Annotated in this window: 25 protein-coding genes; 6 read left to right on the top strand and 19 right to left on the bottom strand. The window is 70.9% G+C overall.

Annotation, left to right across the window (positions count from 1 at the left end; all coding sequences use genetic code 11):
- Positions 1-8: 8 nt before the first annotated feature.
- From Q9R13_RS15360 to Q9R13_RS15345, 4 genes are all read right to left on the bottom strand, one after another.
- Complete coding sequence (locus tag Q9R13_RS15360; RefSeq protein WP_310962046.1) at positions 9-2,357, bottom strand: molybdopterin cofactor-binding domain-containing protein; 2,349 nt, start codon at positions 2,355-2,357, stop codon at positions 9-11.
- Between the two features lie 153 nt (positions 2,358-2,510).
- Positions 2,511-3,692 carry a PucR family transcriptional regulator gene (locus Q9R13_RS15355; protein WP_310962045.1) on the bottom strand — a complete coding sequence of 394 codons (1,182 nt, stop codon included), beginning with the start codon at positions 3,690-3,692 and terminating at the stop codon, positions 2,511-2,513.
- 7 nt (positions 3,693-3,699) lie between these two features.
- Positions 3,700-5,043 carry a dipeptidase gene (locus Q9R13_RS15350; RefSeq protein WP_310962044.1) on the bottom strand — a complete coding sequence of 448 codons (1,344 nt, stop codon included), beginning with the start codon at positions 5,041-5,043 and terminating at the stop codon, positions 3,700-3,702.
- Between the two features lie 10 nt (positions 5,044-5,053).
- Positions 5,054-5,491, bottom strand: a complete 438-nt coding sequence (locus Q9R13_RS15345; protein ID WP_310962043.1) for a MarR family winged helix-turn-helix transcriptional regulator — start codon at positions 5,489-5,491, stop codon at positions 5,054-5,056.
- 62 nt (positions 5,492-5,553) lie between these two features.
- Here Q9R13_RS15345 and Q9R13_RS15340 point away from each other — a divergent pair, with 62 nt between their 5' ends.
- Positions 5,554-7,359 (top strand): chloride channel protein, encoded by a 1,806-nt coding sequence (locus Q9R13_RS15340; RefSeq protein WP_310962042.1) that lies wholly within the window; start codon positions 5,554-5,556, stop codon positions 7,357-7,359.
- Here the strand turns inward: Q9R13_RS15340 and Q9R13_RS15335 are convergent.
- The 3 genes from Q9R13_RS15335 to Q9R13_RS15325 all read right to left on the bottom strand — a co-directional run bounded on the left by Q9R13_RS15335 (position 7,340) and on the right by Q9R13_RS15325 (position 9,384).
- A complete protein-coding gene (locus Q9R13_RS15335; protein ID WP_310962041.1) occupies positions 7,340-7,699 on the bottom strand; it encodes a sterol carrier family protein in 360 nt (119 codons plus the stop codon). The two genes, Q9R13_RS15340 and Q9R13_RS15335, sit on opposite strands and share 20 nt — an antisense overlap.
- A 76-nt stretch (positions 7,700-7,775) precedes the next feature.
- The gene (locus Q9R13_RS15330) at positions 7,776-8,798 is read right to left on the bottom strand and encodes a hypothetical protein (RefSeq protein ID WP_310962040.1); all 1,023 of its coding nucleotides are present in this window, start codon (positions 8,796-8,798) and stop codon (positions 7,776-7,778) included.
- Complete coding sequence (locus Q9R13_RS15325; protein ID WP_310962039.1) at positions 8,785-9,384, bottom strand: helix-turn-helix domain-containing protein; 600 nt, start codon at positions 9,382-9,384, stop codon at positions 8,785-8,787. The genes Q9R13_RS15330 and Q9R13_RS15325 overlap by 14 nt, the downstream gene beginning before the upstream one ends.
- An 83-nt stretch (positions 9,385-9,467) precedes the next feature.
- On the opposite strand from Q9R13_RS15325, the gene Q9R13_RS15320 reads away from it, so the two are divergent.
- On the top strand, positions 9,468-10,736 hold the full coding sequence (locus Q9R13_RS15320) for an MFS transporter (protein ID WP_310962038.1): 1,269 nt from the start codon (positions 9,468-9,470) through the stop codon (positions 10,734-10,736).
- A 17-nt stretch (positions 10,737-10,753) separates the two neighbouring features.
- Here the strand turns inward: Q9R13_RS15320 and Q9R13_RS15315 are convergent, their stop codons facing one another.
- The 3 genes from Q9R13_RS15315 to Q9R13_RS15305 are packed head-to-tail and all read right to left on the bottom strand — an operon-like array spanning position 10,754 to position 14,272.
- Entirely contained in the window at positions 10,754-11,758 is a 1,005-nt protein-coding gene (locus tag Q9R13_RS15315) for a hypothetical protein (protein ID WP_310962037.1), read from the bottom strand.
- A gap of 28 nt (positions 11,759-11,786) precedes the next feature.
- On the bottom strand, positions 11,787-12,440 hold the full coding sequence (locus tag Q9R13_RS15310; protein ID WP_310962036.1) for a hypothetical protein: 654 nt from the start codon (positions 12,438-12,440) through the stop codon (positions 11,787-11,789).
- Positions 12,440-14,272 carry a hypothetical protein gene (locus Q9R13_RS15305; protein ID WP_310962035.1) on the bottom strand — a complete coding sequence of 611 codons (1,833 nt, stop codon included), beginning with the start codon at positions 14,270-14,272 and terminating at the stop codon, positions 12,440-12,442. Before Q9R13_RS15305 ends, Q9R13_RS15310 begins: the two co-directional genes overlap by 1 nt.
- Positions 14,273-14,558: 286 nt before the next feature.
- On the opposite strand from Q9R13_RS15305, the gene Q9R13_RS15300 reads away from it, so the two are divergent.
- On the top strand, positions 14,559-14,963 hold the full coding sequence (locus Q9R13_RS15300; protein ID WP_310962034.1) for an antitoxin: 405 nt from the start codon (positions 14,559-14,561) through the stop codon (positions 14,961-14,963).
- A gap of 162 nt (positions 14,964-15,125) precedes the next feature.
- Here the strand turns inward: Q9R13_RS15300 and purL are convergent, their stop codons facing one another.
- From purL to Q9R13_RS15285, 3 genes are all read right to left on the bottom strand, one after another.
- Entirely contained in the window at positions 15,126-17,384 is a 2,259-nt protein-coding gene (purL, locus tag Q9R13_RS15295) for a phosphoribosylformylglycinamidine synthase subunit PurL (protein ID WP_397218320.1), read from the bottom strand.
- A 67-nt stretch (positions 17,385-17,451) separates the two neighbouring features.
- A complete protein-coding gene (locus Q9R13_RS15290) occupies positions 17,452-18,114 on the bottom strand; it encodes a hypothetical protein (RefSeq protein WP_310962032.1) in 663 nt (220 codons plus the stop codon).
- Entirely contained in the window at positions 18,114-18,428 is a 315-nt protein-coding gene (locus Q9R13_RS15285) for a WXG100 family type VII secretion target (RefSeq protein ID WP_310962031.1), read from the bottom strand. The genes Q9R13_RS15290 and Q9R13_RS15285 overlap by 1 nt, the downstream gene beginning before the upstream one ends.
- 164 nt (positions 18,429-18,592) lie before the next feature.
- Here Q9R13_RS15285 and Q9R13_RS15280 point away from each other — a divergent pair, with 164 nt between their 5' ends.
- Positions 18,593-19,981 (top strand): glycoside hydrolase domain-containing protein, encoded by a 1,389-nt coding sequence (locus Q9R13_RS15280; protein WP_310962030.1) that lies wholly within the window; start codon positions 18,593-18,595, stop codon positions 19,979-19,981.
- A gap of 33 nt (positions 19,982-20,014) precedes the next feature.
- On the opposite strand, the gene purQ is transcribed toward Q9R13_RS15280, so the two are convergent.
- From purQ to Q9R13_RS15255, 5 genes are all read right to left on the bottom strand, one after another.
- Complete coding sequence (gene purQ, locus Q9R13_RS15275) at positions 20,015-20,683, bottom strand: phosphoribosylformylglycinamidine synthase subunit PurQ (RefSeq protein ID WP_310962029.1); 669 nt, start codon at positions 20,681-20,683, stop codon at positions 20,015-20,017.
- Positions 20,680-20,943 carry a phosphoribosylformylglycinamidine synthase subunit PurS gene (gene purS, locus Q9R13_RS15270; RefSeq protein WP_310962028.1) on the bottom strand — a complete coding sequence of 88 codons (264 nt, stop codon included), beginning with the start codon at positions 20,941-20,943 and terminating at the stop codon, positions 20,680-20,682. The genes purQ and purS overlap by 4 nt, the downstream gene beginning before the upstream one ends.
- 41 nt (positions 20,944-20,984) lie before the next feature.
- A complete protein-coding gene (locus Q9R13_RS15265; RefSeq protein WP_310962027.1) occupies positions 20,985-21,458 on the bottom strand; it encodes an SRPBCC family protein in 474 nt (157 codons plus the stop codon).
- Complete coding sequence (locus Q9R13_RS15260) at positions 21,455-23,023, bottom strand: long-chain-fatty-acid--CoA ligase (RefSeq protein WP_310965104.1); 1,569 nt, start codon at positions 23,021-23,023, stop codon at positions 21,455-21,457. Before Q9R13_RS15260 ends, Q9R13_RS15265 begins: the two co-directional genes overlap by 4 nt.
- A gap of 68 nt (positions 23,024-23,091) precedes the next feature.
- Positions 23,092-23,991: a phosphoribosylaminoimidazolesuccinocarboxamide synthase gene (locus tag Q9R13_RS15255; RefSeq protein ID WP_310962026.1), complete on the bottom strand. Its 900-nt coding sequence runs from the start codon at positions 23,989-23,991 to the stop codon at positions 23,092-23,094.
- A gap of 208 nt (positions 23,992-24,199) precedes the next feature.
- Here Q9R13_RS15255 and Q9R13_RS15250 point away from each other — a divergent pair, with 208 nt between their 5' ends.
- Positions 24,200-24,508, top strand: coding sequence for an antibiotic biosynthesis monooxygenase family protein (locus Q9R13_RS15250; RefSeq protein ID WP_310962025.1), 309 nt, complete (start codon positions 24,200-24,202; stop codon positions 24,506-24,508).
- 28 nt (positions 24,509-24,536) lie between these two features.
- On the top strand, positions 24,537-25,091 hold the full coding sequence (locus tag Q9R13_RS15245) for a DUF421 domain-containing protein (protein ID WP_310962024.1): 555 nt from the start codon (positions 24,537-24,539) through the stop codon (positions 25,089-25,091).
- A 58-nt stretch (positions 25,092-25,149) separates the two neighbouring features.
- Here the strand turns inward: Q9R13_RS15245 and Q9R13_RS15240 are convergent, their stop codons facing one another.
- The gene (locus Q9R13_RS15240) at positions 25,150-25,497 is read right to left on the bottom strand and encodes a hypothetical protein (protein WP_310962023.1); all 348 of its coding nucleotides are present in this window, start codon (positions 25,495-25,497) and stop codon (positions 25,150-25,152) included.
- Positions 25,498-25,528 lie beyond the last annotated feature (31 nt).

The raw sequence follows: 25,528 nt of genomic DNA, 5'->3' as shown, positions 1-25,528 counted from the left end.
GTCGCTCCTCAGTAGGTGTGGCTCAGGCCGTCCGTCGGGGACTCCGGCAGCGGCGGGACGAAGGGCTTGACCTCGAACGACAACGTGTCGTGGTTGATCGGGAAGCGAGTGGGCAGGGTGCCGGTGGCGCGGGCGTAGGCGCACGCGGTCGCCGCCGCCGAGGCCGCCACCCCAGCCTCGCCGGCGCCACCCGGCTGCTGGGAGTCCGAGGGCATCACGATGCACTGGAACTCCAGCGGCGTGTTCCACTGCCGCGTGTAGAAGTAGTTGTCCCAGCTGGCCTCCAGGAAGTGGCCGTCCTGCAGGTGCAGGCTGCTGGTCAGGATCAGCGCCATCCCGTCACTGAGCCCGCCCATCATCTGGGCCTCGAGTCCGCGCGGGTTGATCACCAGACCGGCATCCACACCGAACACCGCCCGGGTCACCCGGGGGCCGGTGACGGCGTGGTAGATCTTCCGGTTCACCGTGGCCGGACGGCAGTCGATCTCGACGAGTACGGCGGTCGCACCCTTGTACTCCTTGTGGATGGCGATGCCCTGCGCCGTGCCCGGTGCCATCGGACGACCCCACTTGCCGACCTCGGCGACCTTCTTCAGCAGGGCACGGGTGCGGTCGTCCTTCAGGAACGCCAGCCGGAACGCCACCGGGTCCTTCTTCATCGCCGCCGCGAGCTGGTCGACCACCAGCTCGTTCGCGGTGGCGACGTCGGGCGAGTAGATGTTGCGCATGCTGCCGGTGTTGAACCGCCTGTCGGTCTCGGTCAGCGACTGGCTGACCACGCCGAAGTTGTAGGGCAGCTCCTGGGTCAGGTTGAAGATGATCTCCGCGTAGCCGAGATTGCCCAGGCCGCCGGGGAGCTTGGAGCCGAGCGAGGACACCATCTCGCCGAACCCGTGGGAGAAGTCGGTCGAGACGCTGGTGTGTCGCTGCTCGAAGGTGAGCACCTGGGCCCCGAGGTGGGTCACCCGGATCCGCGACGTGGTCATCGGGTGGGCCCGGCCCTGGCGTGGCTCGTCGGCCCGGTGCCACATGAGCTTGACCGGCTTGCCGATCGCCTTGGAGGCCTGCGCCGCCTCGATGGCGTGGTTGCCGAACAGCTTGTGCCCGAACGACCCGCCGCCGGTGATCACGTTGACCTTCACCTTGTGCTGGGGCAGCCCCACCGCGTGGGCGACATCGACCTGCGCCACGATCGGCACCTTCAGACCGGCCCACACCTCGGCGGAGTCCGGACGCACGTCGGCGATCGCGCAGTACGGCTCGAGCGCCGCGCTCGACTTGAACATGAACTCGAAGCGCGCGTCGAGGGTCTTGGCCAGCACCGGCACCTTCGGTGCCGCGAGCGGCAGCTCTGCCTTCCTCAGCTCGGCGAGGATCGTGTCGTCGGACTCTCCTTCGACCGTGCCGGGATTCCAGTCGACCTGCAGCGCCCGGACGCCGTCGATGCACTGACCGAAGGTCTGCGCGCGCACCGCCACCCCCGTGGGGATGATCGCCACGTCGGTCACTCCCGGCATGGAGAGCACCTCGGCCTTGTTGCGCACCGCCTTCGGGCTGCCGTTCAGGGTCGGCGGCCGGCACAGCATCGTCGGCAGGGCGCCCGGCACGTCGAGGTCCATCGAGAACTTCTTCCGGCCGGTGACGATGTCCAGCGCATCGACCCGGTTCTGCGGAGTGCCCACCATCGTGAAGGCGCTGCGCTGCTTCAGCGCGACCGACACCTCCTTCGTGGTCGGACTCGCGGCCTTCGCGGCCATCGCCGCATAGGTCGTCGACGTCCCGTCCGGGGCGGTGATCACGCCGTCCTTCGACTTCAGCAGCGCGACCACCGAACCCAGCTCGATCGCGGCGGCATCCAGAAGCGCCTTGCGCGCTATCGCGGCGGCGACCCGGATCGGCGTGTACGTCGAGACCGTGCTGTTCGACCCACCGGTGAGCTGGTTGAACTCCAGCTCCGGACGGGCCGGCGCAAGGGTGACGTGCACCTTGTCGAGCGGCAGGTCGAGCTCCTCGGCGATGATCATCGTCGTCGAGGTGGTGATCCCCTGACCGACCTCCATCCTCGGGATCGCGAAGTGCGCATCGCCGTGGTCGTCGACGACCACGGTGATCAGGTTCGCGGTCGGTCGGGCCGCATCGGTCTGGGCGTCCTCGAGGTCGTACAGTTCGGCGATCTGCGGCAGTGAGGGCACCGATGCGTACGCCGGTGCGCCGCCGACGACGCCGGCGCCGAGGTCGACCGCGACCGCGAGCGTGGCCCCGCCGAGCACGTAGCCGAGGAACGTGCGTCGTCCGACCGGAGCGGGGCCGGTGTCCGCGCCCGAGGCAGCCTGGTCGCCGTCGTGCCGTGTGGCCATTGCGGGCAGTCCTTCCGTCGCGGCCACGTCGCTCCCGAGACGCCGCCCTGGTCTGCCCTCCCTGCCCCCACTGTGGCACGGGTCACGTCGGGCGCACAGAGGCGCAGCGCCCAGAAGGGCCGACGCCTGGCTGGGCAGACTGCCCACCCCGGCTCAGGACGCCGGCGTCGAGAGGTCGAGCCACACCAGCGCGATCGGGATCTCCACGGGCACCGAGCCCTCACCGAGGTTCATGTCCAGCAGGGTGCCGATCCTGGCGATCCGGTTCATCGCGGTGTTGCGGTGACAGTGGGCCAGCTCGGCGGTCCTGGTGATCGCACCGCCGGAGTCCACCCAGGCACGCAGGGTGGTCAGCAGCACCCGCGACTCGGCCGGGGGCAGGTCGAGCAGCGGCTGGAGCCACCGGCGTACCAGGCGGTCGGCGACCTTCGGGGAGTCGAGCAGCAGGGCCGCGAGCAGGCGGTCGTCGTACGCCGCGACCTGGGCGACTCCGCGCGGGACGGTCCGCAGGGTGACCGCGGCCTGGTCGAACGCGGTGTCGATCTCCGCGAGATCGGCGACCCGCCCGGAGACCCCGCCCCGGGCACCGGACGAGACGAGCGCGGAGACGACGACGGACACGCCGTGCCGACCGAGCGCGACGACACCGATCACCGCGTCGGTCCGCCGGTGCCAGGCCGAGACCAGTCCGACCCGGCCCAGGTGCGCGGAGGGGTCGTCGACGGAGCCGGACAGTGCGACCGCCGCGTAGGGTCCAGCGGCTGGCAGGTCGAGGGTCTGCGCCGCGCTGGCCGCGAAGGCCGGCTCCCGCGCCCGACCGCGGAGGAGCTCCTCCCAGAGGGCGGCGCCACGCTGCTCGTCCGCGCGCACGAGGTCACGCTCGGCCTCGTGGTAGGCGCGTGCGACGTGGGAGGAGGTGCGGTCGACGACCTCCCACAGCCGGGTGCCGATGCCGCGCAGCTCGTCGGCGTCGAGGTCGGCATCGCCGTCGGCCTGCTCGACGAGGTCCTGCCAGATCAGCCGGCCGCCGATCCGGAAGGAGCCGAGCACGTCGTCGAGCGGGAAGCCCTGGCGGGCCCGCCGATGCCCGGTCTGTACGGCGGCGTCGTACCACGGTCCCTCGGCGACGTCCTCGCCGGCGACACTGCGGCCCAGCAACTCCAGGACCCGGTCGACGTTGTCGTGGCACGACCTGCGCAGGTCGTCGAGCGGCACCACCGGCACGGTCCGGTAGCCGGCGTTCTCGTCGACGATCGCCGCGACCAGGAGGTCGGTCAGCGCCTCGAGCCGGGCCGCTCGGTGACCGGCGAGGAAGCCGCGCGACGTCGCGGACACGGTCGGCTCAGGCCAGCTTCGCCAGCATCAGCGCCTCGGCGAGCAGCACCCGCTCGAACTCGGGCAGGTGCAGGCCCTCGTTGGCGCCGTGGGCACGGGTGTCGGGATCCTCGACCCCGGTCACCAGCACGCTCGCGTCCGGGAAGCTCTCCAGGAACTCGGCAATGAAGGGGATCGACCCGCCGACTCCCATGTCGACCGCGTCGGTGCCGTCCCAGGCCTCCTTGAAGGCCGCGCGCGCCGCGTCGTACGCCGGACCGGTGGTGTCGATCGATGCCGCCTCGCCGGTGTCCACGACGGTCAGGGCGAACTGCGCCCCCCACGGCACTCGGGCCTCGAGGTGCCGACGGAGGCAGTCCAGCGCGTTCGCAGTCGTGTCGCCGGGCGCCACCCGCAGCGAGATCTTCGCGCGCGCCGCCGGGGTCAGGGTGTTGGAGGCACCGTCGACCTTCGGGGCGTCGATGCCGGTGATGGACAGCGCCGGCTTGGTCCACAGCCGCTCGACGATCGGGCCGGACCCGATCCACTCGATGCCCGGCACCGCGCCGGACTCCGCGCGCAGCCGCTCCTCGGGGTACTCCACGTCGGCGGCCGGTCCGCCGTGCAGGCCCTCGACCGCAACGTTGCCCTGGTCGTCATGCAGGGTGGCGATCATCCGGGCGAGGGTGATCAGGGCATCGGGCACGAGGCCGCCCCACATGCCCGAGTGCACGGCATGGGTCAGCGTGCGGATCTCGATGTCCACGCGCACCAAGCCGCGGAGGCTGGTGGTCAGCGCGGGCACGCCGATGTCCCAGTTGCCGCTGTCGGCGATGACGATCACGTCGGCGGCGAGCTCGTCGCGGTGCGCGCGCAGAAGGTCGGGCAGGGTGTCGGAGCCGACCTCCTCCTCGCCCTCGACGAACACGACGACCTCGACCGGAAGGTCGTCGCCGAAGACCCTGAGCGCGGCGAGGTGGGTCGCGATGCCCGCCTTGTCGTCGGCGGCGCCGCGACCGTAGAGACGCTCCCCACGCTCGGTCGGCTCCCACGGCGGGGTGTCCCAGTCGGCGTGGTCGTTCTCGGGTTGGACGTCGTGGTGGGCGTAGAGCAACACCGTGGGCGCACCCTCCGGGCCCGGCTTGTGCGCAATCACCGCCGGCGGTCCGTCGTCGCCGTGCCGCACGACCCGGGCGGTTGCTCCCTCTGCCTCCAGCAGCGCCCGAACCGCCTCGGCGCAACGCTCCACCTCAGCACGACGGGCCGGGTCGGCACTCACCGACTGGATCCGAACGAGATCCTCCAGGTCACGTCGTACGTCGGGCAGTACGTCGGCCACGCGGGCCCGGATCTCCTCAGTTGTCAGCGGCATGCAGGGGACACTAGTCCGGCGTGCCCACCTGCTCCGAACCAGGGATCGGCTCGGCCAGCGGGTCGAGCATCGGACCGAGCATCGGCCCGAGCCGGCGCAGTTCCTCGAGATGTACGTCGGTCAGCTCACGGAGGATCCGGTGCCCCTTGCGGGTGAGCCGGAGATGCACCCGCCGGGAGTCGTCCGCGTCGCGGACGCGCTCGACCAGCCCGAGCTCCTGGGTCCGGTCCACCAATCCGGTGGCGGTGTGGTGCTTGACCATCAGGGCGTCGGCGACGTCGCCGATCGTCGGACCACGACCGGTGCCGCTGCCCCGGACCGCGAGCAGCAGCTGGTGCTGCGCGTGGGTGAGTCCGCGCTGCTCCGCGGCCTGCCTGCTCCACTGGTCGAACCGGCGCAGCCGCGTCCGAAAGGCGAGCAGTCGCTGGTACTCGGCATCTGTCGGCATGGTTCAGGATAATATGTCGCGGCACGATCTAACCGAAGACCCTCGAACCGGCAAGGCTCACGTTGCAACCGATCTCCGACCAGCCCCAGGTGCGCGATGTCCGCCACCTCGGCGACTTCTCCACCACTCCTCGCATCCTGGTGATCACCGCGCTCGCGCTGCCCGTCGGCGCGGTCGCCGGCGTCACCGCCTGGGCGCTGCTCCGGCTCATCGGGCTGATCACCAACGCGATCTTCTATCACCGTGTCGACACCCAGCTCGTCGCGCCGGGCTCGGGACACAGTCCGTGGTGGGTGATCCTGCTCGCGCCCACCCTCGGCGGTCTGGTCATCGGCGTGATGGCCCGTTACGGCTCCGAGAAGATCCGGGGGCACGGCATGCCCGAGGCGATCGAGGCGATCCTGCTGGGCGGCAGCAAGGTGGAGCCGCGGGTCGCCGTACTCAAGCCGATCTCGTCGGCGATCGCGATCGGCACCGGCGGCCCGTTCGGCGCCGAGGGCCCGATCATCATGACCGGCGGCGCCCTCGGTTCGCTGTTCGCACAGTTCCTGCGGCTGACCGCCGACGAACGCAAGACGCTGCTGGTGGCCGGCTCGGCGGCGGGCATGGCCGCGACCTTCAACTCACCGCTCGCCGCGATCCTGCTGGCCGCGGAGATGCTGCTCTTCGAGTTCCGGCCGCGCAGCCTGATCCCCGTGGCCGGCGCGGTGTGCGTCGCCACGATCATCCGCCAGCCGCTGCTCGGCTCCGGGGCCATCTTCCTGGCCAACGCCACCCTGCACATCGACCTCTCGACGTACCTCCTCTGCCTGGTGTCCGGAGTCATCTCGGCCATCCTCGCGGTGCTCGCCACCGCGCTGGTCTACGCCTCCGAGGACACCTTCCGGCGCCTGCCCGTGCACTGGATGTGGTGGCCGGCGATCGGCGGCGTGATCATCGGCATCGGCGGCCTGTTCACCCCGGAGGCACTGGGCGTGGGCTACAACATCATCCGGATGGAGCTGACCGGCTCGATCGGGCTCGGCCTGGTCGTCGGGATCCTGATCACCAAGACGCTGATCTGGTCGCTCTCGCTGGGCTCGGGCACGTCGGGCGGCGTGCTCGCGCCGATGTTCATGATCGGCGGCGCCATCGGCGCGCTGGAGGCACACGTCTTCCCCGAGGTCGGGCTCGGCTTCTGGGCCCTGATCGGACTGGCCGGCGTGCTCGGCGGGGTGATGCGCTCGCCCTTCACTGGCATCGTGTTCGCGCTGGAGCTGACCCACCAGTGGGACGCCCTGCTGCCGCTGATCATCGCCGCGATGACCGCCACCGGGATCTCGGTGCTGATCCTCAAACGATCGGTCCTCACCGAGAAGATCGCCCGGCGCGGCTACCACCTCAGCCGGGAGTACGACGTGGACCCGCTGGAGATCCTGTTCGTCGGCGAGGTGATGACCACCGATGTCGTGGAGTTCACCGAGGGCCTCGACGTCGCCACGGCGTACGCCGCCCTCGAGGCGCCCGACGACAACTACGCGGCCTGGCGTCAGCAGCTCTACCCGGTGGTCGCTGCCGACGGCACGCTGGCCGGAGTGGTGCCCCGGGGCGAGCTGTTCGCCGCCACGCACGGCGACAAGGAGGCGACCACGGTCGGAGAGCTGGTCACCAGCGACCCGGTGGTGACCCACGCGGACCAGACGCTGCGCCACGTCGCCGAGCTGATGGCGGTGGCCGGGGTGACCACGATGCCGGTGGTCGATCGCGACGACCCGACCCGGGCCGTCGGGATCGTCTCGCTGCCGCAGCTGCTGTTCGGCCGCGCCCGTGACCAGCAGGAGGCGCGCGAGCGCGAGCGGGTGCTGCGGATCAGGCTGGTGGGTCGCTGAGCGGTTCGTCCAACGGCAGGTAGCCGGACAGGTCGGTCCGCTCCCCACTCGCGCTGATCCGACCGACGTGCAGCGCCTCGGCCCAGTCAAGCTCGCCCCGGGCCAGGGCCAGCCAGGTCTGCGCGTCGGTCTCGACGACGGCCGGTGGGGTGCCGCGGGTGTGCCGGACCCCGGGCACCACCTGGACCGCGGCGTACGGCGGCACCCGCACCTCGACGGAGTTGCCGGGCGCCCGCTGTTGGAGCAGCGCCAGGTAGTGCTTGGTGAGCAGCCGCAGGTCCCGGTCGGCGACCGCCCGGGCCAGCGGCTCGGCAGACAGCGGAGTCAGGCGACGCGGCACCGGTCACCTCCGAACTCCTCCATGGCGCCATTCTCCGTCAGGAGGGTGGGTTGCCGGCCGGCGGACCCGCTGGGGATCAGCTCCGGTGCGCGAAGACCTGCCGCTCCCGAGGCTTCCTCTCCCAGCGCTTCCACCAGTTGCGCAGCATCAGCCGTTCGAGGCGGCCCCTTCGCCCGGGGTCTCCGGAGATTCCGACCCGGGTCCGGGTGCACCACATCGCGTTGCCGCCATCAGGCCAGGTGTGCACGACGATGCACCCGGGCAGGTCGAACTCGGCGCGGATCGCCTCCACGTCGAGCGGGTACGGCGCGGACGGCGCACCGTCCGGGTCGCCGGTCCATGCCTGGGCACGACCATTGCCCCGACCGGCCTTCTCGACGAGCAGCACCGGCGCGAAGTCGTCGGCCGTGCAGTCCACCATCGCCGGAGAGTCCGGGACGGTCGGGCTGCGCTCGAACAGCGGTGGCAGCCCGGACAGGGCGACGGTGACCATCCGAGGCTGAACCGCGAGCGCACCGACCTCCAGGACGGCCAGGCCCAGCTGCTCGGGAGTGCCGACCTTGCCGATCGCACCCGCGAGCTCCCGGTCGACCGGCGCGCGGTCCGTGGCGCGGCGGAGCGTCCCGGTGGCCGCGTCGTACACCACGAAGACGCAGGGCTGCGCGCCATGACCGCTCGCCGCCATCAGCCACACCCGCTCGACCTGAGCCTGTGCCTGCGCGACGGCGCGAACAGCCTTGACGACCGCGTCGGGCGGCGACCTCCAGACACCGATCTCGCCGGAGCGCAGAGCGGTGGCACAGCGGCGCAGTCGCATCGCGTTGGCCGGCGAGAAGTACACCGCGCGGGACGTCCCGGCGTCGACCACGACGGCCATGCCGTCGATGAGCTCGGCCACCACGTCGACGGCGCGAGCCGAGCGGGTGACGAACCCGTCGGGAACTGCCATCACCAGCTCCGGGGCGGTCCACAGGTGCAGCAGCGTCTCGCCGCCGGCGCCCGTCCCGCACAACAGGTCGCCGCTGTCCCGGTTGACCGCGACCGTGACGGGGCGCAACAACAGCCCGAGCGTGGTGGGCGGCAGGTCAGGCCCGAGCATCGGACGGATCCTCCGGATCGGGGTCCGCCGGCTGCAGGATCGCGATGAACTCGTAGGTGCGCCGCTCGCCCGTCGAGGCTCCTTGGGTGCGCCCGCGCCAGCCCTCGACCAGCTCGGCGAGCTCCGCGCCCAGCTGGCGCGCCTCGTCCACGGTGAGCCGGACCGAGCTGTCACTGATCATCACGTGCCGATCCGGGCCGCCGCTGCTCGCGAAGGCCCGGGCGACGAACTCCTGAGCGTGCGCGATCGACTGGCGTCGGAACACCGTGACCGCGGCTCGACCCCCGGGCGCCTGCTCCAGGTTGTCGAGGGAGACGTTCAGCCCGTGCTCGTGGACGGGTCGCCAGACTCGATCCCGACCGTCGCGGGCCAGCTCGGGGGCCTCCTCGACGAGGCCGTACTTGGCGAGCTGGCGCAGGTGGAAGGAGGCCTGGTTGGCCGGTACGTCGATCGCCTCGGCAACGTCGGCGGCCCGCATCGGCCCGGCGGCGTACAGCTCGGCGAGCACCCGGTTGCGCACCGGGTGCGCGATGGCGCGCAGCACGGTGGGGTCACCGATCGGGGTCCCGGTCGTCTCGCCTGCCACGCGGACACTGTAGCCGGAAGCGCCCGCCATTCCTTGCGCAATAACTATTGCGCAAGGAATGGTGCGGGATCTAGAGTGCTGCGGTGACGACCTTCCGCCAGCTCTCCCGGAACCGCGACTTCACCGCGCTGTGGGTCGGTGCGACGGCCTCGGAGCTCGGCACCAGGGTGAGCGCCTTCGCGATGCCTCTGGTGACCTTCGCGATGACCCGGTCGACGTTCTGGGCGGCCACGGCCGAGGCCGTCCAGCTCGGGGGCATGGTGCTCGCGCTGCTACCGGCGGGAGTGCTGGCCGACCGGTGGCACCGACTCCGGCTGATGCGGCTCTCCCTGCTCGCTGGTCTGCTCTTGCAGGGCTCGGTCGTGGCAGCCGGGCTCCTCGGCGCGCTCACGATGCCGCACCTGCTCGTGGTGGCGCTGGTCAGCGGCCTGGCGAGCGGGATGTTCGGACCGTCGGAGAGCTCGGCGATCCGCACGGTCGTCGCCACCGAGGAGCTGCCCACCGCACTCAGCCAGCAGCAGGCCCGTCAGCATGTGGCCGGTCTGCTCGGTGGCCCGGTCGGCGGCGCGCTGCTCGGCGTGGCGCGATGGGCACCGTTCCTCGCCGATGCGCTGACCTATGCCGCAGGCTGGCTGCTGCTCGGCCGGGTCCGCGCGGACCTGTCCCCCGAGCCACGGGCACTCGGGGCCGGAGCCGGCCGGCCGATGCGCGACCTCGGCGACGGCATCCGCTACACGTGGTCGCGCCCGTTCTTCCGCGTGCTGCTGATCTGGTCGCCGCTGATCAACCTCACCGTCAACGCGCTCTTCTTCGTCGCCCTGCTCCGGCTGGTCACCGCAGGCTTCCCCGCCTGGCAGATCGGCCTCGTCGAGACGGCGATCGGCGGCTGCGGGATCCTGGGCGCCCTCGCCGCTCCTCGGCTGATCGACCGGCTGCCGACCGGCCGACTCACGGTGGCAGTCGCCTGGAGCTTCGTGCCGCTGTCGGTCCCGCTGGCACTCTGGAACAACCCGGCGGTGATGGCGCTCGCCGCCTCTGTCGGGATCTTCCTCAATCCCGCCGGCAACGCGGGAGTCGGCTCCTACCGGATGGCGGTCACGCCTGCGGACCTGGTCGGCCGGGTCCAGTCGGCGATGCAGTTCGTGTCGATGGTGTCGATGCCGCTGGCACCGGTCCTGGCCGGCGTACTCCTCGCCGGCTTCGGGGGTCGCGACGCGGTGTTCGCCCTCACCGCGCTGACCGCGCTGGTCGCCCTGATCCCGACGCTCGCCCGGTCGGTGCGTTCGATCCCGCGCCCCGCGAAGTGGCAGCAGGTGGAGCAGGTCCAGCGCCCTCTCGCAGGCGTGCCCTGAGCCGGTATCGGGTGACGTCAGCCCGGGGGCCGACGGAACTGCCCCACGAACCGCTTCCACCCGCTCGCCCGCGGCCCCGACGCGGGCCCCGGCCGAGGTTGCTGGGAGGCGGGCGGCGTCGCCGCGGCAGGCTCGATCCGCCGTCCTCGCTGGTCGACCGGGTAGGGCGGGGCCACGCACTCGCGAGCACCACATGCGTGCAGCAGCCACTTCAGTGAGCCGATCGGCGCGCCACGCGCACGCCTCTCGAACCACAGCTCGATCACGGAGGGCGACACAGCGAGACTGCCCACCCACGCCCAGGTGCGCTCGGCCGGTGACATCGCGAGCAGCCAGCGCTCGGGGGTCCAGCTCAGCGCCCACCGACCGACGTGCGCCGACTGGGCATCGGTGAACAGCTGGCCCGCCAACGGCGACGTGCCGGCGACGTACGGCGCGGCGCACGCGTCCCGGAACCAACCCGGCAGCAGTCGTGTCGCCTCCTCGGGCGGAGTACCCGCAGCGAGCGCCGGCAGGACCGCCGTGAGCACCTCGTGCACCCGCTCTCGCAGGTGCGCGGCCGTCACGCCGTCCGCCAGCGACACGAACCGCTGCTCGCCGTCCCCCTCGTGGATCTCGCCGGCCAACCGGCCGAGCTCGACGTCGGGCTCCGGTGCCTGCCACGAGGACGCGGCCAGCGGGGGATGCAGGTCGGCGTAGCCGACGCGCGTGCGCTCAGTGCCCGCCGACCACGGTCCTCCCACGGGACCGACCGCGTCCAGGGTCGTGGTCGTCCGGGTGCCGGTGGTCTTGTCGACCAGGCACCAGTGACCCTGCGCGTCCACCACCCATTCCAGCAGCGGGCCGACGTCGAACTCCGCGTCGACGGCATCGCGGTCGGGCCACCCGCGGAGCCAGACCTCTGCGGGGTCGCCTCGGCCGTCGTTGTAGATCACCTTGAGCAGCTCGCCGCGCGCCTGCCAGGCGTCGACGACCGGCTGGATCACTCCCAGCGGACCACCACGCTCAGCGACCGTCACCATCGTCGACCCCTCCGCGCTCTCGGGGCGCTCAGGCGGCGAACACCTGGGAGGTGGTGGCGAACCGATCACGCACGTCGTCGGGCAGGTCGGCATAGCCGACGATCTGCACGCTCGCCACGTCGAGCCTCGCCAGGTCGGCGGTCGCGTCGAGCGCCTGCGCGATGGCGTCCACGGTCGCGGAGTCGGCGTCGTCGGCGTCGTACGCGAACAGGCCCAGGTGCGGGCTGTCGTCGATGGTGTAGGTCAGGGCCCACACCGCGCGGATGCCCGGGACGCCGGAGACGGCGTCGCGCACCGCCGAACCGACCTCGGCCGGGAGCGCGAGCCACGGCCTGAACTCCAGGCTCGTCCCGGCCGGGAGGGGCGGCAGGATCGCCCTGAGACCCTGGACCATCCTCGGGTCGACGTGCATGGACTCGCCCGCATCGCCGCCCGGCGACCCCGGGTTGACCGTGACACCGATGCCCGCGGGCAGCATGGCGAGCAGCCGGCTGACCGCGATGGCCTGCTTGTCGAAGGTCTCGTCCGGCGCGCTGAGCGCGGCCTCCTCGGTGGTGAACACCCCGACGGTGGGCTCCCCACCCGTGCCGGGCACGGAGTAGAAGGTGCCGTCGGTGCGGTTCACCCCGATCAGCACGGTGGCCAGGATGAAGTCCCACCTGGTGGGGAACGGCGCCGCCATCAGAGGTAGGTGCCCGCGGAGCCGATGAGGGAGCCAGTCTGCTTGAGCACGTCGAGAACGTCCTTTCGGGTGCCCCATTCGTCGGGCGGCAGGTGGAAGTCGTAGTGCGCGATCTGGGACTGATCGGCGATCCCGAGGTTGATGTGCGTGGGGTGGTTCAACGCGATGGGCCCATGTCCCTTCATCTCGGAGGCGAGGAACGCGTTGACTTCCTGCGGTGTCATCCCGTCGGGGATGTGGATCGGGCTGCCCGCATGATCGATCACCGACACATCGCCGTTGGCGATCGCGCTCTTGATGTCGAAGAAGTGCTGGACGGTGCCGCCGGCGCCGTACTGCGCGTTGGCCAGGGTCGTCCCCGAAGCCACCGTCATGTCGGAGTTGAGGTGCAGCTGCACCATCGACCCACGGTAGCCGGCCGGGATGTCGCCCCCCGCGGGCATCGGGCCGACCTGCAGCCCCTCCCACACGGTCGAGGCCTCGTGGTTGGCGGCGGCCGCCGTACCGGCGTCGGTCGCATAGTTGGAGAGGCCCGGGAACCCGGCCTCGAGGTCGGTGCCCTTGGGCAGGAACGTCGGTGCGTAGGTGTCGCGGCCGGGGAATGCACCACTGCCCTGCCACGACCGTGCCTCCTTCACCAGGCTGTTGCCGTCGCGCATCGAGGTGCGGAAGGCCGAGATCGCGTCGGTGAGCGAGGTCCTCAGCTCGGGGAGGACGAAGGCTCGCTCCCGGCCCAGGACCGACACCGCCGCCCGCACGCCCGGCACCAGGCCCTGGCGCATCAGGTTGGCCGACCGGCCGATGCTGCGTACGGCGGCACCCAGACCGACGATCGCCGTCTTGCCCGCGCCGAGCAGATGGGCGCCCGCGCCGAGCATGCCGCCGGCCTTGAACGCCGTGGACAGCTCCGAGAGCGTGGTCAGCCCCTTGGTGCCCGGAATGCAGCCGAGCAGGGCCAGCCCCACGTCGAACAGCGACGCCTGCCCGTTGGCGTACTTCATCAACGTGTCGGCCAACACGATCAACGCGGCCGCGAACACGATCCAGGCGATCGGACCACCGATGATCAGCGCCACGACGCCGAGCACCGCCACGACGACCTTCGCGATCGCCACCACCACGTGCCACGAGTCGGCGATCGCATCCCCGACCTTGTCCCAGAACGAACGAGGCTTGATCCCCGCATCAGCCGCATCATGCAACCGTTGCGCCGCCGTACGCCCGTCGGACTCACGCAGATGACCCGCCTCGACTGCCAGCCGTCGCGCGGCGTCCAGCCGCGACTGCGCATCGTTGACGAGACCCTGCGCGTGCGACTCCGCCGCCTGCGCACTGGCCAACCGACCCCGAGCGGCCGAGATCTGCTGCGGCGTCGGGGCCAGGTCCGAGCTCAGATCGCCATGGAAGCTCAGCGCTCCTGCGTGCGACGCCGACGAGACCGAGCCGGACGCCGAGCTCAGCTGCTGCTGCGCCGACAACAGGTCTGCGCGCGCCGCCCTGCCCTGGACCAACGCCCGGTCCGCCGTGCCCTGGTGCGACTCCAACTGACCCGCCCACCACGACAACGCCCCTGACGCGTCGTGGTAGGAGTCCTTGGTCTTGCGCAGCTGATCGGGCAGGTCCGAGGACCGCGACCGGAACTTCTCCCCCGCCTTCCCAATCCAGCTGGCGAATGCCTCGTCGCCCAGCAGCCCCCGCAGCCGGGTCTCCGCATACCCCGCGCTCTCCGCGATCCCCGACCACCGACGAGCCACCGCGCGAATGGAGTACGGGTCCCCCGGTGTCGGATCGCCGAACCCGAACACCACCTGCCAGTCAGACGGCCGAACCACCGACACACCCCCGAAACTCAAGCAAACCAGGACAAGAACATCCCACAACCCACTGGGCAGGCAAGTCCTACCCATCGTGCGGAGCCCGGAAACCGTCGAGCGGCCGACGGCGGCCGCCCTTCCCGTGGCCGGGCCCCGTGTCGTGGTCGGGGGCCGCCGCGGGCAGGAACGGCCAGATCCCGCACCGCTCACCAGCCGGGTCAGCCGTCCCGGTAGAGGGCCATGCGTGACCATTTCGACCCTGCGTAGTTGGCGAAGTATCACATCTCGGGAAGGAGTGATCGACATGACCGACATGTCAGATTTGGGTGGGCTGGCCGACAAGGCGGAGCAGTTCGCCGGCGAGCACCCCAACCAGGTCCGCGAGGGCCTGGACAAGGCGGAGCAGGCACTCGACGGTGCCACGGGTGGTCGCTTCGGCGACCAGATCCAGCAAGGTGGCGACATGGTCGAGGAGCGCTTGGGCGTCTCTGAGCAGGGCGGCGGCCAGCAGGCCGACCAGTCCGGCGGCGACCAGCAGGGCGACCAGTCCAGCGACCAGCAGGGCGGCGGATTCGACCAGCAGGCCGACCAGTCCAACGACCAGCAGGGCGGCGGATTCGACCAGCAGGGCGACCAGTCCGGCGACCAGCAGGGCGGCGGATTCGACCAGCAGGGCGACCAGCAGGGCGGTCAGCAGCAGGGTCTCTGACCTGCAGCCATCGGCCCGTCCCTTCGCGGGGGCGGGCCGATGTGCGTCTGGACCCAGCCGCTGGCCCACGTTGCTGGGTTCCCACGGCAAGGCCCCTCTTCACACACCGACTCTGCTGGGTGAAGGTGACGCTTGGGTTCTGAACCTGGGAAAGTCCGGCGGCTACCCGAGGGCGGCGGGGAGGGTGGCGGTCCAGGCGGCACGCAGCTCGTCGAGAGGTACGGCGAACTGGCCCTCGACGCGCAGGTCGGCTCCGCCGGTGGTGCCGAGCCGGCTGGTGGGAACGCCGTGGTCGGCGGCGAGCGCCTCGAAGTCGGCGACGGACTCGCGCGCCACCGAGACCAGCGCGCGGGTGGCCGACTCCGAGAACAGCGCGACGAACGGGTCGCCCTCAACGGCGACGTGCGCGCCCACCCCGTTGCGCAGGCACGACTCGGCGAGCGCTTGGGCCAACCCGCCGTCGGACAGGTCGTGGGCCGAGGTGACCAGCCCGCAGGCCGCGACGAGCAACGCGCCGAGGGACTGTTCGGCGGCCAGGTCCAGCTGCGGAGGGACCCCGCCGAGGTGGCCGTGGACGACACTGGCCCACTCCGATCCGGAGAGCTCCTCACGGGTGGTGCCCAGCAGCAGCACGTGCTCGTCCTCGGCCACGAACCCGGTCGGCGTACGACGCCGTACGTCGTCGACCACGCCCAGCACCGCGACCACCGGGGTCGGCAGGATCGCGGTCTCGCCAGTCTGGTTGTAGAGGCTGACGTTGCCTCCGGTGACCGGGATGCCGAGCACCCGGCAGGCGTCCTTCAGCCCGCGGCAGGCCTCGGCGAACTGCCACATCACCGCCGGGTCCTCCGGAGAGCCGAAGTTCAGGCAGTCACTGATCGCCAGCGGCCGGGCGCCCCCGGTCGCGACATTGCGGTAGGACTCCGCGAGCGCCAGCTGCGCACCGGCGTACGGGTCGAGCAGCGCGAACCGGCCGTTGCAGTCGGTCGACACCGCCACGCCCAGGCCGGAGTCCTCGTCGACCCGCACCATCCCGCTGTCCGAGGGCTGGGCGAGGACCGTGTTGCCCTGCACGTAGCGGTCGTACTGGTCGGTGATCCACGACCTGTCGCAGAGGTTCGGGCTGGCCACCAACCGCAGCAGGGTGTCCCGGAGCTCGGCGCCCGTCGCCGGGCGCGGCAGTCGCTCGGCGACGTCCGCCTGCAGGGTGTCCTGCCAGTCGGGGCGCTCGAACGGCCGGTGGTACGTCGGTCCGTCGTGCGCGACCGAGCGCGGGGGCACATCGACGACGACCTCGCCGTGCCAGGTGATCTCCAGCCGGTCGCCGTCGGTGACCTCGCCGACCACCACCGCCTCGACGTCCCACTTGGCGCAGATCGCCATGAAGGCGTCGACGTCGGCGGGCTCGACGACCGCCATCATCCGCTCCTGGGACTCGCTCATCAGGATCTCCTCGGGCGAGAGCGAGGAGTCCCGCAGCGGGACCCGGTCCAGCTCGACCGCCATACCGCCGTCGCCGGCGCTGGCCAGCTCGGAGGTCGCACACGACAGCCCGGCTCCGCCGAGGTCCTGGATGCCGGCGACCACCCCAGCGGCGAACAGCTCGAGGGTGCACTCGATGAGCAGCTTCTCCATGAACGGGTCGCCGACCTGCACGCTCGGCCGCTTCGTGGGACCGCCGTCGGAGAACGTCTCGGACGCCAGCACCGACACGCCGCCGATGCCGTCGCCGCCGGTGCGCGCGCCATAGAGCACCACCTTGTTCCCGGCACCGCTCGCCTTGGCCAGGTGCAGGTCCTCGTGGCGGAGCACGCCGACGCAGAGCGCGTTGACGAGTGGGTTGCCGGCGTACGTCGCGTCGAAGACGGCCTCGCCGCCGATGTTGGGCAGACCCAGACAGTTGCCGTAGCCACCGACTCCGGCGACGATCCCGGGAAGCACCCGGTGCGTGTCCGGCGCGTCGAGCGGGCCGAACCGCAGCGGGTCCATCACCGCGACCGGCCGGGCCCCCATCGCCAGGATGTCGCGGACGATGCCGCCCACGCCGGTCGCCGCACCCTGGTAGGGCTCGACGTAGGAGGGGTGGTTGTGCGACTCGACCTTGAACGTGACCGCATAGCCCTGCCCGATGTCGATGACCCCGGCGTTCTCACCGATGCCGGCCAACGTCTTGCCCAGCGGCGTCTCCTGCGGCAGCTCCGAGAACTGCTTGAGGTGGACCTTGGACGACTTGTAGGAGCAGTGCTCGCTCCACATCACCGAGTACATCGCCAGCTCCGCGCTGGTCGGACGTCGGCCCAGGATCTCCCGGATCCGGAGGTACTCGTCCTCCTTCAGGCCGAGGTCGGCCCACGGCTGCTCCCGATCGGGATCGGTGGCGGCGAGGGCGACGGCGTCGAGGGCGAGGCGTGGCTGCGGCACGGACACATCCTAAGGAGCCGTGGGGCCGGCGCTCACGTCGGCCGTGATCGAGCCGGGGCGGCCCCTGTCAGTCAGAGGGACCGGTCGGGTCCTCCCGGAGCCGGTCGGGACGGACGACGCGGAAGGTGCCCGTCACCGCGTCGAAGAGGTCGAGCAGGACGTCGGCGAGGGGCAGCACCGGCGAGCTCGCCGCGACCAGGAACACCCGGTTGAGCTCGTGCACCGGCACCGCGGTCAGGCTGAACACGTTGCGGACGTAGCCGCCGTCGCCGACCGGGGTGTCCTCGATGCCGCTGGTACGCGGACATGATCCGCTGCCGGGAAGATCGACCATGTCCGTCTCGGCGTACGGCGCCAGCGGGTCGCCGGTGCGTGGGACCTCGGTGAAGGACCGGCCCAGCACCCGGAACGACTCGGCGGCATCCGAGCCCGGGCTCTCCACCAAGGTGACCACCACGGATCCGGTCACCGGGCCGGCATCGGTGGGCATGCTGAACGCCGCGCAGTACGTCGCGCCCGACTCGTGGGCGAAGCCGGACTGCTCCTCGAGCAGCTTCTGCAGGGTGCGGCGCTGGTCCCACAAGTCGGTGTCCCGCACCCGTTCCTCGACGAGTCGGCGGATCGACTCACGCCGGGTGGCGGGCTCGAGATCGAGCTCATACCAGCTGTCGGGGACGGTGATGGTGAAGGCCAGCTTGCCCTCGAGACCCGCAGCAGCGGGGACTGGCATCAGCTGGCCGCCACGCTGTGGTTCGTCGTGGCCTGCTTGTGCAGTGCGTCGGCGAGCTTCTGGTCGGCGCCGCGGTACTCCTTCACCGCCCCGTCGATCGCGGACTCGATCCCGGCCATGTTCTTCTTCAGCTGGCCGCGGCCGTCGTCCCAGTGGCTCTCGAAGTGGTCGAGCGCCTCCCAGACGTCGCCGGAACCGAGATCGGCACGCACCGCATCGATGTTCGACCTGGTGTCGTCGAGCCCGTGGGCCACCGTGCGCAACGACGAGTTGACCTGGGCGAGCCCATCGACGTCGACCTTGAGATCAGGCACCCGTTCCCCCTCATGTCACATGTTCCCGGCCCAGTCTCCCCCATCCGCGAACGGTTCACACCCATGACCCGAATTACAGAACTGTAGTTCGGCGAAACGTCTGTTACTCCTGTGAAAGTTGTGGTCTAGTGACACGGATTGGAACCGACCCGCTGGAGACCCCGATGCTTCCCCGCAGGCACCTGCTCGCCCTCGCCGGCACCATCGCCCTGGTGACCGCCCTGCTCGTCCAGGGAGCCGCCGAGTCGGCCCCGCACCGGGTCGCGGCCAACCCGCGGACGCCGGGCAACTTCACCGGCAAGGGGTTCGACCAGTGCAACGCACCGAGCCAGTACGCCATGGACCGGTGGCGCGCGAAGTCGCCGTACCGCGCCGTCGGGATATACATCTCGGGCAACTCCCGCTACTGCCGCGACCAGCCGAACCTCAACGCGACCTGGGTGACGAACCAGTTGCAGAACGGCTGGCACCTGCTGCCGATCACCCTCGGCCCTCAGGCCTCGTGTCAGCCGCGCTTCCCGCGGTACGGCGCCAACGTCGACCCGACCATCGACCCGCACAGCGCCTACACCTACGCCGCCGCCCGCCGGCAGGCCCAGACCGAGGCCGCCACGGCGGTCGCCACCGCGAAGTCCTTGGGCATCGTCCCGGGCAGCACGCTGTTCTACGACATCGAGGCCTTCGACCTGAACAGCTCCACCGGGTGCACCGAGTCGGCCAAGTGGTTCCTGAGCACGTGGAGCAACACGCTGCACCGCAACGGCTATCTCTCCGGGGTGTACTCCAGCGCCGGGTCGGCCATCATGATGCTCGACCAGGTGCGCCAGAACCCGCCGGCGGGCTACGTCCTGCCGGACCTGATCTGGCTGGCTCGCTGGAACGGCCGGGCCAGCACCAGCGCCACCCACTACCTGTCGAACACCGGGTGGGCGGACCACCAGCGGGTCAAGCAGTACCAGGGCGGCCACGACGAGACCTGGGGCGGCGTGACGATCAACATCGACCGGGACTACCTCGACGTGCGGAACGGTCCCGTGCCACCGGCCCGGGCCGAGCTTCCGATGGGTCCGCCGCCCGGTTCGTTCGCCGATCCGCGGTGCACCAGCGCCTCGATCAACCTGCCCCGCTACCGGCGTACCAACGGCCAAGTGAACACCGCCCAGATCGTCCCGGCCCAGTGCCTGCTCAAGCAGCGGGGCCTCTACACCGGGCCGGTCACCGGCAGGTGGACCACCAAGACCGTCAAGGCCCTGCACCGCTTCCAGCGATCGGTGCACCACCCCACCCGCAACCGGGTCTCGCGGAGCGACTGGGTCGCACTGATCACCGCGGGCGCCAGCGACACCGTGCTGAGTAAGGGCTCCCGGGGTCCCGACGTGGTCCGGGTGCAGCGCGCTATGAACGCGGCGGCCAAGCCCACGCTGAAGATCACCGGGAAGTACAACTGGTACACCCGACGCGCAGTGACCGCCTACCAGAAGAAGGTGATCGGCCCGTCGACCGGTGTGACCGCCACGTTGACGTGGGGCGCGCTGCACCAGGGCAAGCGCTGACCCGACGTCGATCCGCGGCCGGTCGGCCGGGGCTCAGCCGGAGGCGAGCGCCTTGAGCGCCGAGGTGAAGAAGCCCAGCCCGTCCGTGCCCGGGCCGCACAGGTCCTCGACCGCGTGCTCGGGATGCGGCATCAGCCCGACCACGTTGCCGGCCTCGTTGGTGACTCCGGCGATCGCACGCTGCGAGCCGTTGGGATTGTCGAGGTAGCGCGCGACCACGCGTCTCTCGCCCTCCAGTCGGTCGAGGGTGGCCTCGTCGGCGACATAGGCCCCTTCGCCGTTCTTCAGCACGATGGTGAGCTCCGCGCCCTCGTCGTACGCCGAGGTCCAGGCGGTGCGGTTGTTCTCGATCCGCAGCCGCTGGTCCAGGCAGCCGAACCTGCGGTGGTCGTTGCGGATCAGCGCGCCGGGCAGCAGATGGGACTCGCAGAGGATCTGGAAGCCGTTGCAGATGCCGAGCACCGGCATCCCTCTGCCTGCCTGCGCGACCAGCGAGGTCATCACCGGAGCGAAGCGCGCGATCGCACCGCAGCGCAGGTAGTCGCCGTAGGAGAAGCCGCCGGGAAGCACCACGGCGTCCACGCCGTGCAGGTCGTCGTCGCCGTGCCACAGCGACACCGCCTCACCGCCGGCAAGACGTACGGCGCGGGCGGCGTCGACGTCGTCCAGCGAGCCCGGAAAGGTGACGACCCCGATCCTCACCTGTCGGCCTCCGCCGGCTCGACCACCGAGACCGCGAAGTTCTCGATCACCGGGTTGGACAGCAGCGTCTCGGCCATCCGGTGCACGTCGGCGAGCACCTCGTCGGTGGCCGCACCGGCGATCTCGAGCTCGAAGCGCTTGCCCTGTCGGACTTCGGTGACGCCGGTGAACCCCAGGCGAGGCAGCGCACCCTGCACCGCCTTGCCCTGGGGGTCGAGGATCTCGGGCTTGGGCATGACGTCGACGACGACACGGGCCACGGGACGGCCCCTTTCCGCCTGGAGGTTGGGACGAGGTGATCCTATCCGCGGTGCAGCACGGCCTCGATCGTGGCAAGCGCCCTGCGCGCATAGCCGCGCCAGAACCAGCCGAACACCGGCATCAGCAGCCGGCCGGCCGGACGCGGGCGGATCCGCCAGGACCAGGTGATCCGCGTGGTCGTGCCCTCCGGCTCGAAGACCCAACGCCCCTCGACCTCGGCGACCAGCGGACGCATCGGGCCGGTGATCCCGGTGATCCGGTAGTCGAAGGACGAGGGCTCGTCGACCGCGGTCAGCTCCTCGCGCATCCGGCCGCCGTCGGCCAGCACGATCGTCCGGGTCTGGCCCGGCGTGCCCCACTCGCCGTCCTGGCCCAGCACGTCCCGGATCGGCGGGATCGGGCCGAAGCGGTGCGCGAAGATCCGGGTCAGCGGGATCGGGATGACGGCGCGGAACGCGTCCTCGGCACCCGCGGGGACGACCCGCGACTCCGCGACGTCGTACCAGCCGGTCACTGGACCAGCTCGCGCTTGAGGATCTTGCCGGTCGCGGTCATCGGGAGGGAGTCGACGAAGGTCACGAGGCGGGGGTACTTGTAGGCCGCCATCTGCTCCTTGCCCCACGCGACCAGCTCGTCCTCGGTCACGGCCCCGCCGTCGGCGCGGATCACGAACGCCTTGATCTCCTCGCCGTGGCTGTCGTGGGGCACGCCGACGACTGCCGCGAGCGAGACGTCCGGATGGGTCATCAGCACCTCCTCGATCTCCCGTGGGTAGACGTTGTAGCCACCCCGGATGATCATGTCCTTGGAGCGGTCGACGATGTAGTAGAAGCCGTCCGCGTCGCGGCGGGCCAGGTCCCCGCTGCGGAACCAGCCGTCGCGCATCACCTCGTCGGTGGCGTCGGGCCGGTTGAGGTAGCCCTTCATGATGTTGTGCCCGCGGATCGCGATCTCTCCGACCACGTCGGCGCCCTCGACGGTGTTCCAGTCCTCGTCGACCAGCTTGCACTCGACGCCCCAGATCGGCACCCCGATGGAGCCGGGCCGGGGGTCCTGGTCAGGGTCGGAGAACGTGGCAACCGGCGAGGTCTCGGAGAGGCCGTAGCCCTCGAGGACCGTCACCCCGAGGCGGTCCTTGACCTTGCGGATGATCTCCACGGGCAGGCTGGCGCCACCGGACACTCCGACCCGCAGGTTGTCGGCGATCCGACGTACGTCGACCGCGCCCTCGCCAGCCTGGTCCAGCGCGCCGAGGATGCCCCACCACATGGTCGGAACCCCGGCGAAGAAGGTGATCGTCTCCCGCTGCATCAGGTCGACGACCTGCGCGGCATCGAAGCGGGGCACCAAGAACAGCGTCGCCGCCATCGAGAAGCCGGCGTTCATCTGCACCGACGAGCCGAACGAGTGGAAGAGCGGCAGCGCGACGACGTGTGCGTCGGTGCCGGGCTGGGAGGCGAACAGCCGGTTGCAGGTCAGCGCGTTCATCATCAGGTTGCTGTGAGAGAGCTCGGCACCCTTGGGCTGGCCGGTCGTCCCGCTGGTGTAGAGGATCACGGCGGTGTCGTTCTCTGCCCGCGCGATGCTCTCGAAGGTGGCCAGCTGCCCGGCCAGCGCGGTTGCCAGGGTCTGCGCACCCTCGATGGTGCCGGCCGCGCCCGGGTCGGCGGTCACCAGGAAGAACTCGGGTGCGCGCTTCGCCTGCTCGGCTCCCTTCCAGCCCTCCTCACCCATCGGGAGGTCGGCGGTGCCCTCGAAGCAGAAGTAGGCGGCAGCGTCGGAGTCGTCGAGGTAGTAGGTGACCTCGCGGGCCTTGTTGAGCACGTTCAAGGGCACCACGACGGCGCCGGCCTTGAGGATCCCGTAGTAGACGACCGGGAAGTACGGCAGGTTCGGGCAGCTCAGCGCCACCTTGTCGCCGGGCCGGATGCCGCGCGAGACCAGCAGGTTGGCCACCTGGTTGGCGAAGCCGTCGACCTGGGCGTAGGTGAGCCGGAGGCTGTCTCCCGACGGCTGGGCGAGGACCAGCGCGTCACGGTCCCCGTGGTTCCGGGCGGAGTCCTCGAGCAGGACCGACATGTTGAACACGAAGCAACCTCCTGGGCTCGGATGGCGCCCAACCTACCGACCCGGCCACTCCCGTGGCTTTAGAACCGTTCGCCGGTGAGCCGCTCGTAGGCCTCGACGTACCGGGCTCGGGTGCGGTCGATGACCCACGAGGGCGGAGCGGGGGGCGCCTCACCCGACCTCCGATCCCAGCCACTCTCGGGCGAGAGGGCCCAGTTGCGGACGATCTGCTTGTCGTACGACGGCTGCGCCCGACCCGGCTCCCACTCGTCGGCGGGCCAGAAGCGCGACGAGTCCGGGGTGAGCACCTCGTCGGCGAGCAGCACCACCCCGTCGGAGCGGCGACCCAGCTCGATCTTGGTGTCGGCCAGGATGATGCCGCGCTCGCGGGCGATCGCCTCCGCCCTCGCATAGACCGCCATCGTGAGATCGCGCAGCGTCTCAGCGTCGGCGGGGCCGACCTCGGCCACCACGTCCTCGTAGGTGATCGCCTCGTCGTGTTGTCCGATCTCACCCTTGGTGGTCGGCGTGAAGATCGGCTGCGGCAGCCGGCTCCCGTCGACCAGGCCCTGGGGGAGCGCGACGCCGCAGACCGAGCCGCGCTCGTCGTACTCGACCAGGCCGGAGCCCGTCAGGTAGCCGCGTGCCACGCACTCGACCGGGAACATCGTGAGGGGCTCGCAGATCACCGCACGACCGGCGAGCTCCGGGGGGACGTCCACCGAGACGACGTGGTGGGGGACGATGTCCGCGAGCTGGTCGAACCACCACAACGACATCCGGGTCAGGATCTCGCCCTTGTCCGGGATGGGGGTGGCGAGCACGAAGTCGAAGATGGAGAGCCGGTCGCTGGCGACCATCAGCAGCCGACCCGCGTGCTCACCCGAGGTCAGCCGATAGAGGTCACGCACCTTGCCGGAGTGGATGTGCTCGGCTCCGGCGATCGCGGGAGCGGGCGGAATGTTGGGGTCGTGGCTCACGGGCGGAGCCTAGCGAGCGCCCGACGAGCTTGCTCGGCGTGGCCGAGTGGGCGACGACCCGTTGACGAGCGAAGCGAGGAACACGGGCGGAGCCTAGCGAGCGCCCGACGAGCTTGCTCGGCGTGGCCGAGTGGGCGACGACCCGTTGACGAGCGAAGCGAGGAACACGGGCGGAGCCTAGCGAGGTGGCCGCGCCTATGGTGGAGGCATGGCCGTCGTGAAGATCAACGCAATCAACGTGCCGCCCCAGGCGCACGCCGAGCTGGAGCGGCGCTTCGTGGCGCGCGCGGGCACGGTCGACGGCGCACCCGGGTTCCTGGGCTTCCAGCTGCTGCGCCCGGTCGCCGGCGAGGACCGGTACTTCGTGGTCACGCACTGGGAGGACGACGCGTCCTTCGAGGCATGGCGCGACGGGGACGCCCGCGCCGCGCACAAGGGCGAGCACGGCGCGACCGTGACCACGGGGGCGGACCTGCTGGAGTTCGAGGTCGTGCTGGACGTCGCGCCTGCCTCCTGACGGCCCGCCGGTGGGCAACGATGCCCCCATGTGGAACGACTTGATGAACCTCGGCGTCTCGGTCCCCGACAAGATCCTGCGCACCGTCGCGGTCTACGTGGTCCTCGCCATCCTCATCCGGCTGGCAGGGAAGCGGGACCTCGCCCAGCTCAACGCGTTCGACCTCGTGGTGATGCTGCTGCTGTCCAACGTGGTGCAGAACGCGATCATCGGTCCGGACAACTCGCTGCTGGGCGGCCTGATCGGCGCCGTGGTGCTCCTCGGCGTGAACGCGGCGGTGGTCCGGGCCGTCCGCCGCAGCGACCGGGCCGCGCGCCTGCTCGAAGGCAGCACCACGACTCTCGCGTCGGAGGGTCGGTGGGACCTGCGGGCGCTGCGTCGCGAGGGGCTGCGACAGGCGGACGTGGACGCCGCCGTACGACGGCAGAACGCAGCCAGCATCGCCGACGTGCAGCGGGTCACCATCGAGCCGGGCGGTGCGATCGTGGCCACCTTGCGACCCGATCTGGCCCCGGCGACGAAGGCGGACTTGGCCGCTCTCGAGGCGAAGCTGGACCGGCTGCTGGCCCGGCAGCAGGGCTGAGCGAGCTGCTGCGGCGCCGACGTGGTGAGCGGGTCAGCGCCCGCTCACCACATGGTGCTCACAGGTCAGCGTTGGTGCAGTTGTGCCTGCGCTGCGCGTTGGCCTTGTGCAGGTGCGTCTTGGCGTTGGCGAGCCGGGTCTCGGCGCGCTGCTCGCGCTTCTGGGCGTTGGCGATCTTGTTGGGGTTGTCGGTGTGGTTCGCCTTGCGCAGCGCCACCTGCGCCTGCGCGAGGTCGCGCTTGGCGTTGGCCTTGTGCTCCTTCGCCTTCGCTGCGGCGGCCTTCGCGTTCTCGCACTTGTGCGAGGTGGCGGGGGCCGTGGTCGCGGCGTTCGCGCTCGGCATCACCCCACCAAGGCCGACGGCGAGCACCACCAGGCTTGCCCCGGCGATTGCCTTCCTGATCATGGTTGTCCTCCCTTTCCCGGAGAGCGGGTCG

It is taken from the genome of Nocardioides marmorisolisilvae (assembly GCF_031656915.1).
Taxonomy (GTDB): domain Bacteria; phylum Actinomycetota; class Actinomycetes; order Propionibacteriales; family Nocardioidaceae; genus Marmoricola; species Marmoricola terrisoli.
Note: the sequence above shows the minus strand (reverse complement) of the source record. Positions and strands in the feature narration are given on the sequence as shown.

Bases quoted from the DNA above. Each gene is read 5' to 3' on its own strand.
- Q9R13_RS15360 (WP_310962046.1), bottom strand. From the start codon at position 2,357: ATGGCCACACGGCACGACGGCGACCAGGCTGCCTCGGGCGCGGACACC.
- Q9R13_RS15350 (WP_310962044.1), bottom strand. From the start codon at position 5,043: ATGCCGCTGACAACTGAGGAGATCCGGGCCCGCGTGGCCGACGTACTG.
- Q9R13_RS15345 (WP_310962043.1), bottom strand. From the start codon at position 5,491: ATGCCGACAGATGCCGAGTACCAGCGACTGCTCGCCTTTCGGACGCGG.
- Q9R13_RS15330 (WP_310962040.1), bottom strand. From the start codon at position 8,798: ATGCTCGGGCCTGACCTGCCGCCCACCACGCTCGGGCTGTTGTTGCGC.
- Q9R13_RS15315 (WP_310962037.1), bottom strand. From the start codon at position 11,758: ATGGTGACGGTCGCTGAGCGTGGTGGTCCGCTGGGAGTGATCCAGCCG.
- Q9R13_RS15310 (WP_310962036.1), bottom strand. From the start codon at position 12,440: ATGGCGGCGCCGTTCCCCACCAGGTGGGACTTCATCCTGGCCACCGTG.
- Q9R13_RS15300 (WP_310962034.1), top strand. From the start codon at position 14,559: ATGACCGACATGTCAGATTTGGGTGGGCTGGCCGACAAGGCGGAGCAG.
- Q9R13_RS15290 (WP_310962032.1), bottom strand. From the start codon at position 18,114: ATGCCAGTCCCCGCTGCTGCGGGTCTCGAGGGCAAGCTGGCCTTCACC.
- Q9R13_RS15280 (WP_310962030.1), top strand. From the start codon at position 18,593: ATGCTTCCCCGCAGGCACCTGCTCGCCCTCGCCGGCACCATCGCCCTG.
- Q9R13_RS15260 (WP_310965104.1), bottom strand. From the start codon at position 23,023: ATGTCGGTCCTGCTCGAGGACTCCGCCCGGAACCACGGGGACCGTGAC.
- Q9R13_RS15250 (WP_310962025.1), top strand. From the start codon at position 24,200: ATGGCCGTCGTGAAGATCAACGCAATCAACGTGCCGCCCCAGGCGCAC.
- Q9R13_RS15245 (WP_310962024.1), top strand. From the start codon at position 24,537: ATGTGGAACGACTTGATGAACCTCGGCGTCTCGGTCCCCGACAAGATC.
- Q9R13_RS15240 (WP_310962023.1), bottom strand. From the start codon at position 25,497: ATGATCAGGAAGGCAATCGCCGGGGCAAGCCTGGTGGTGCTCGCCGTC.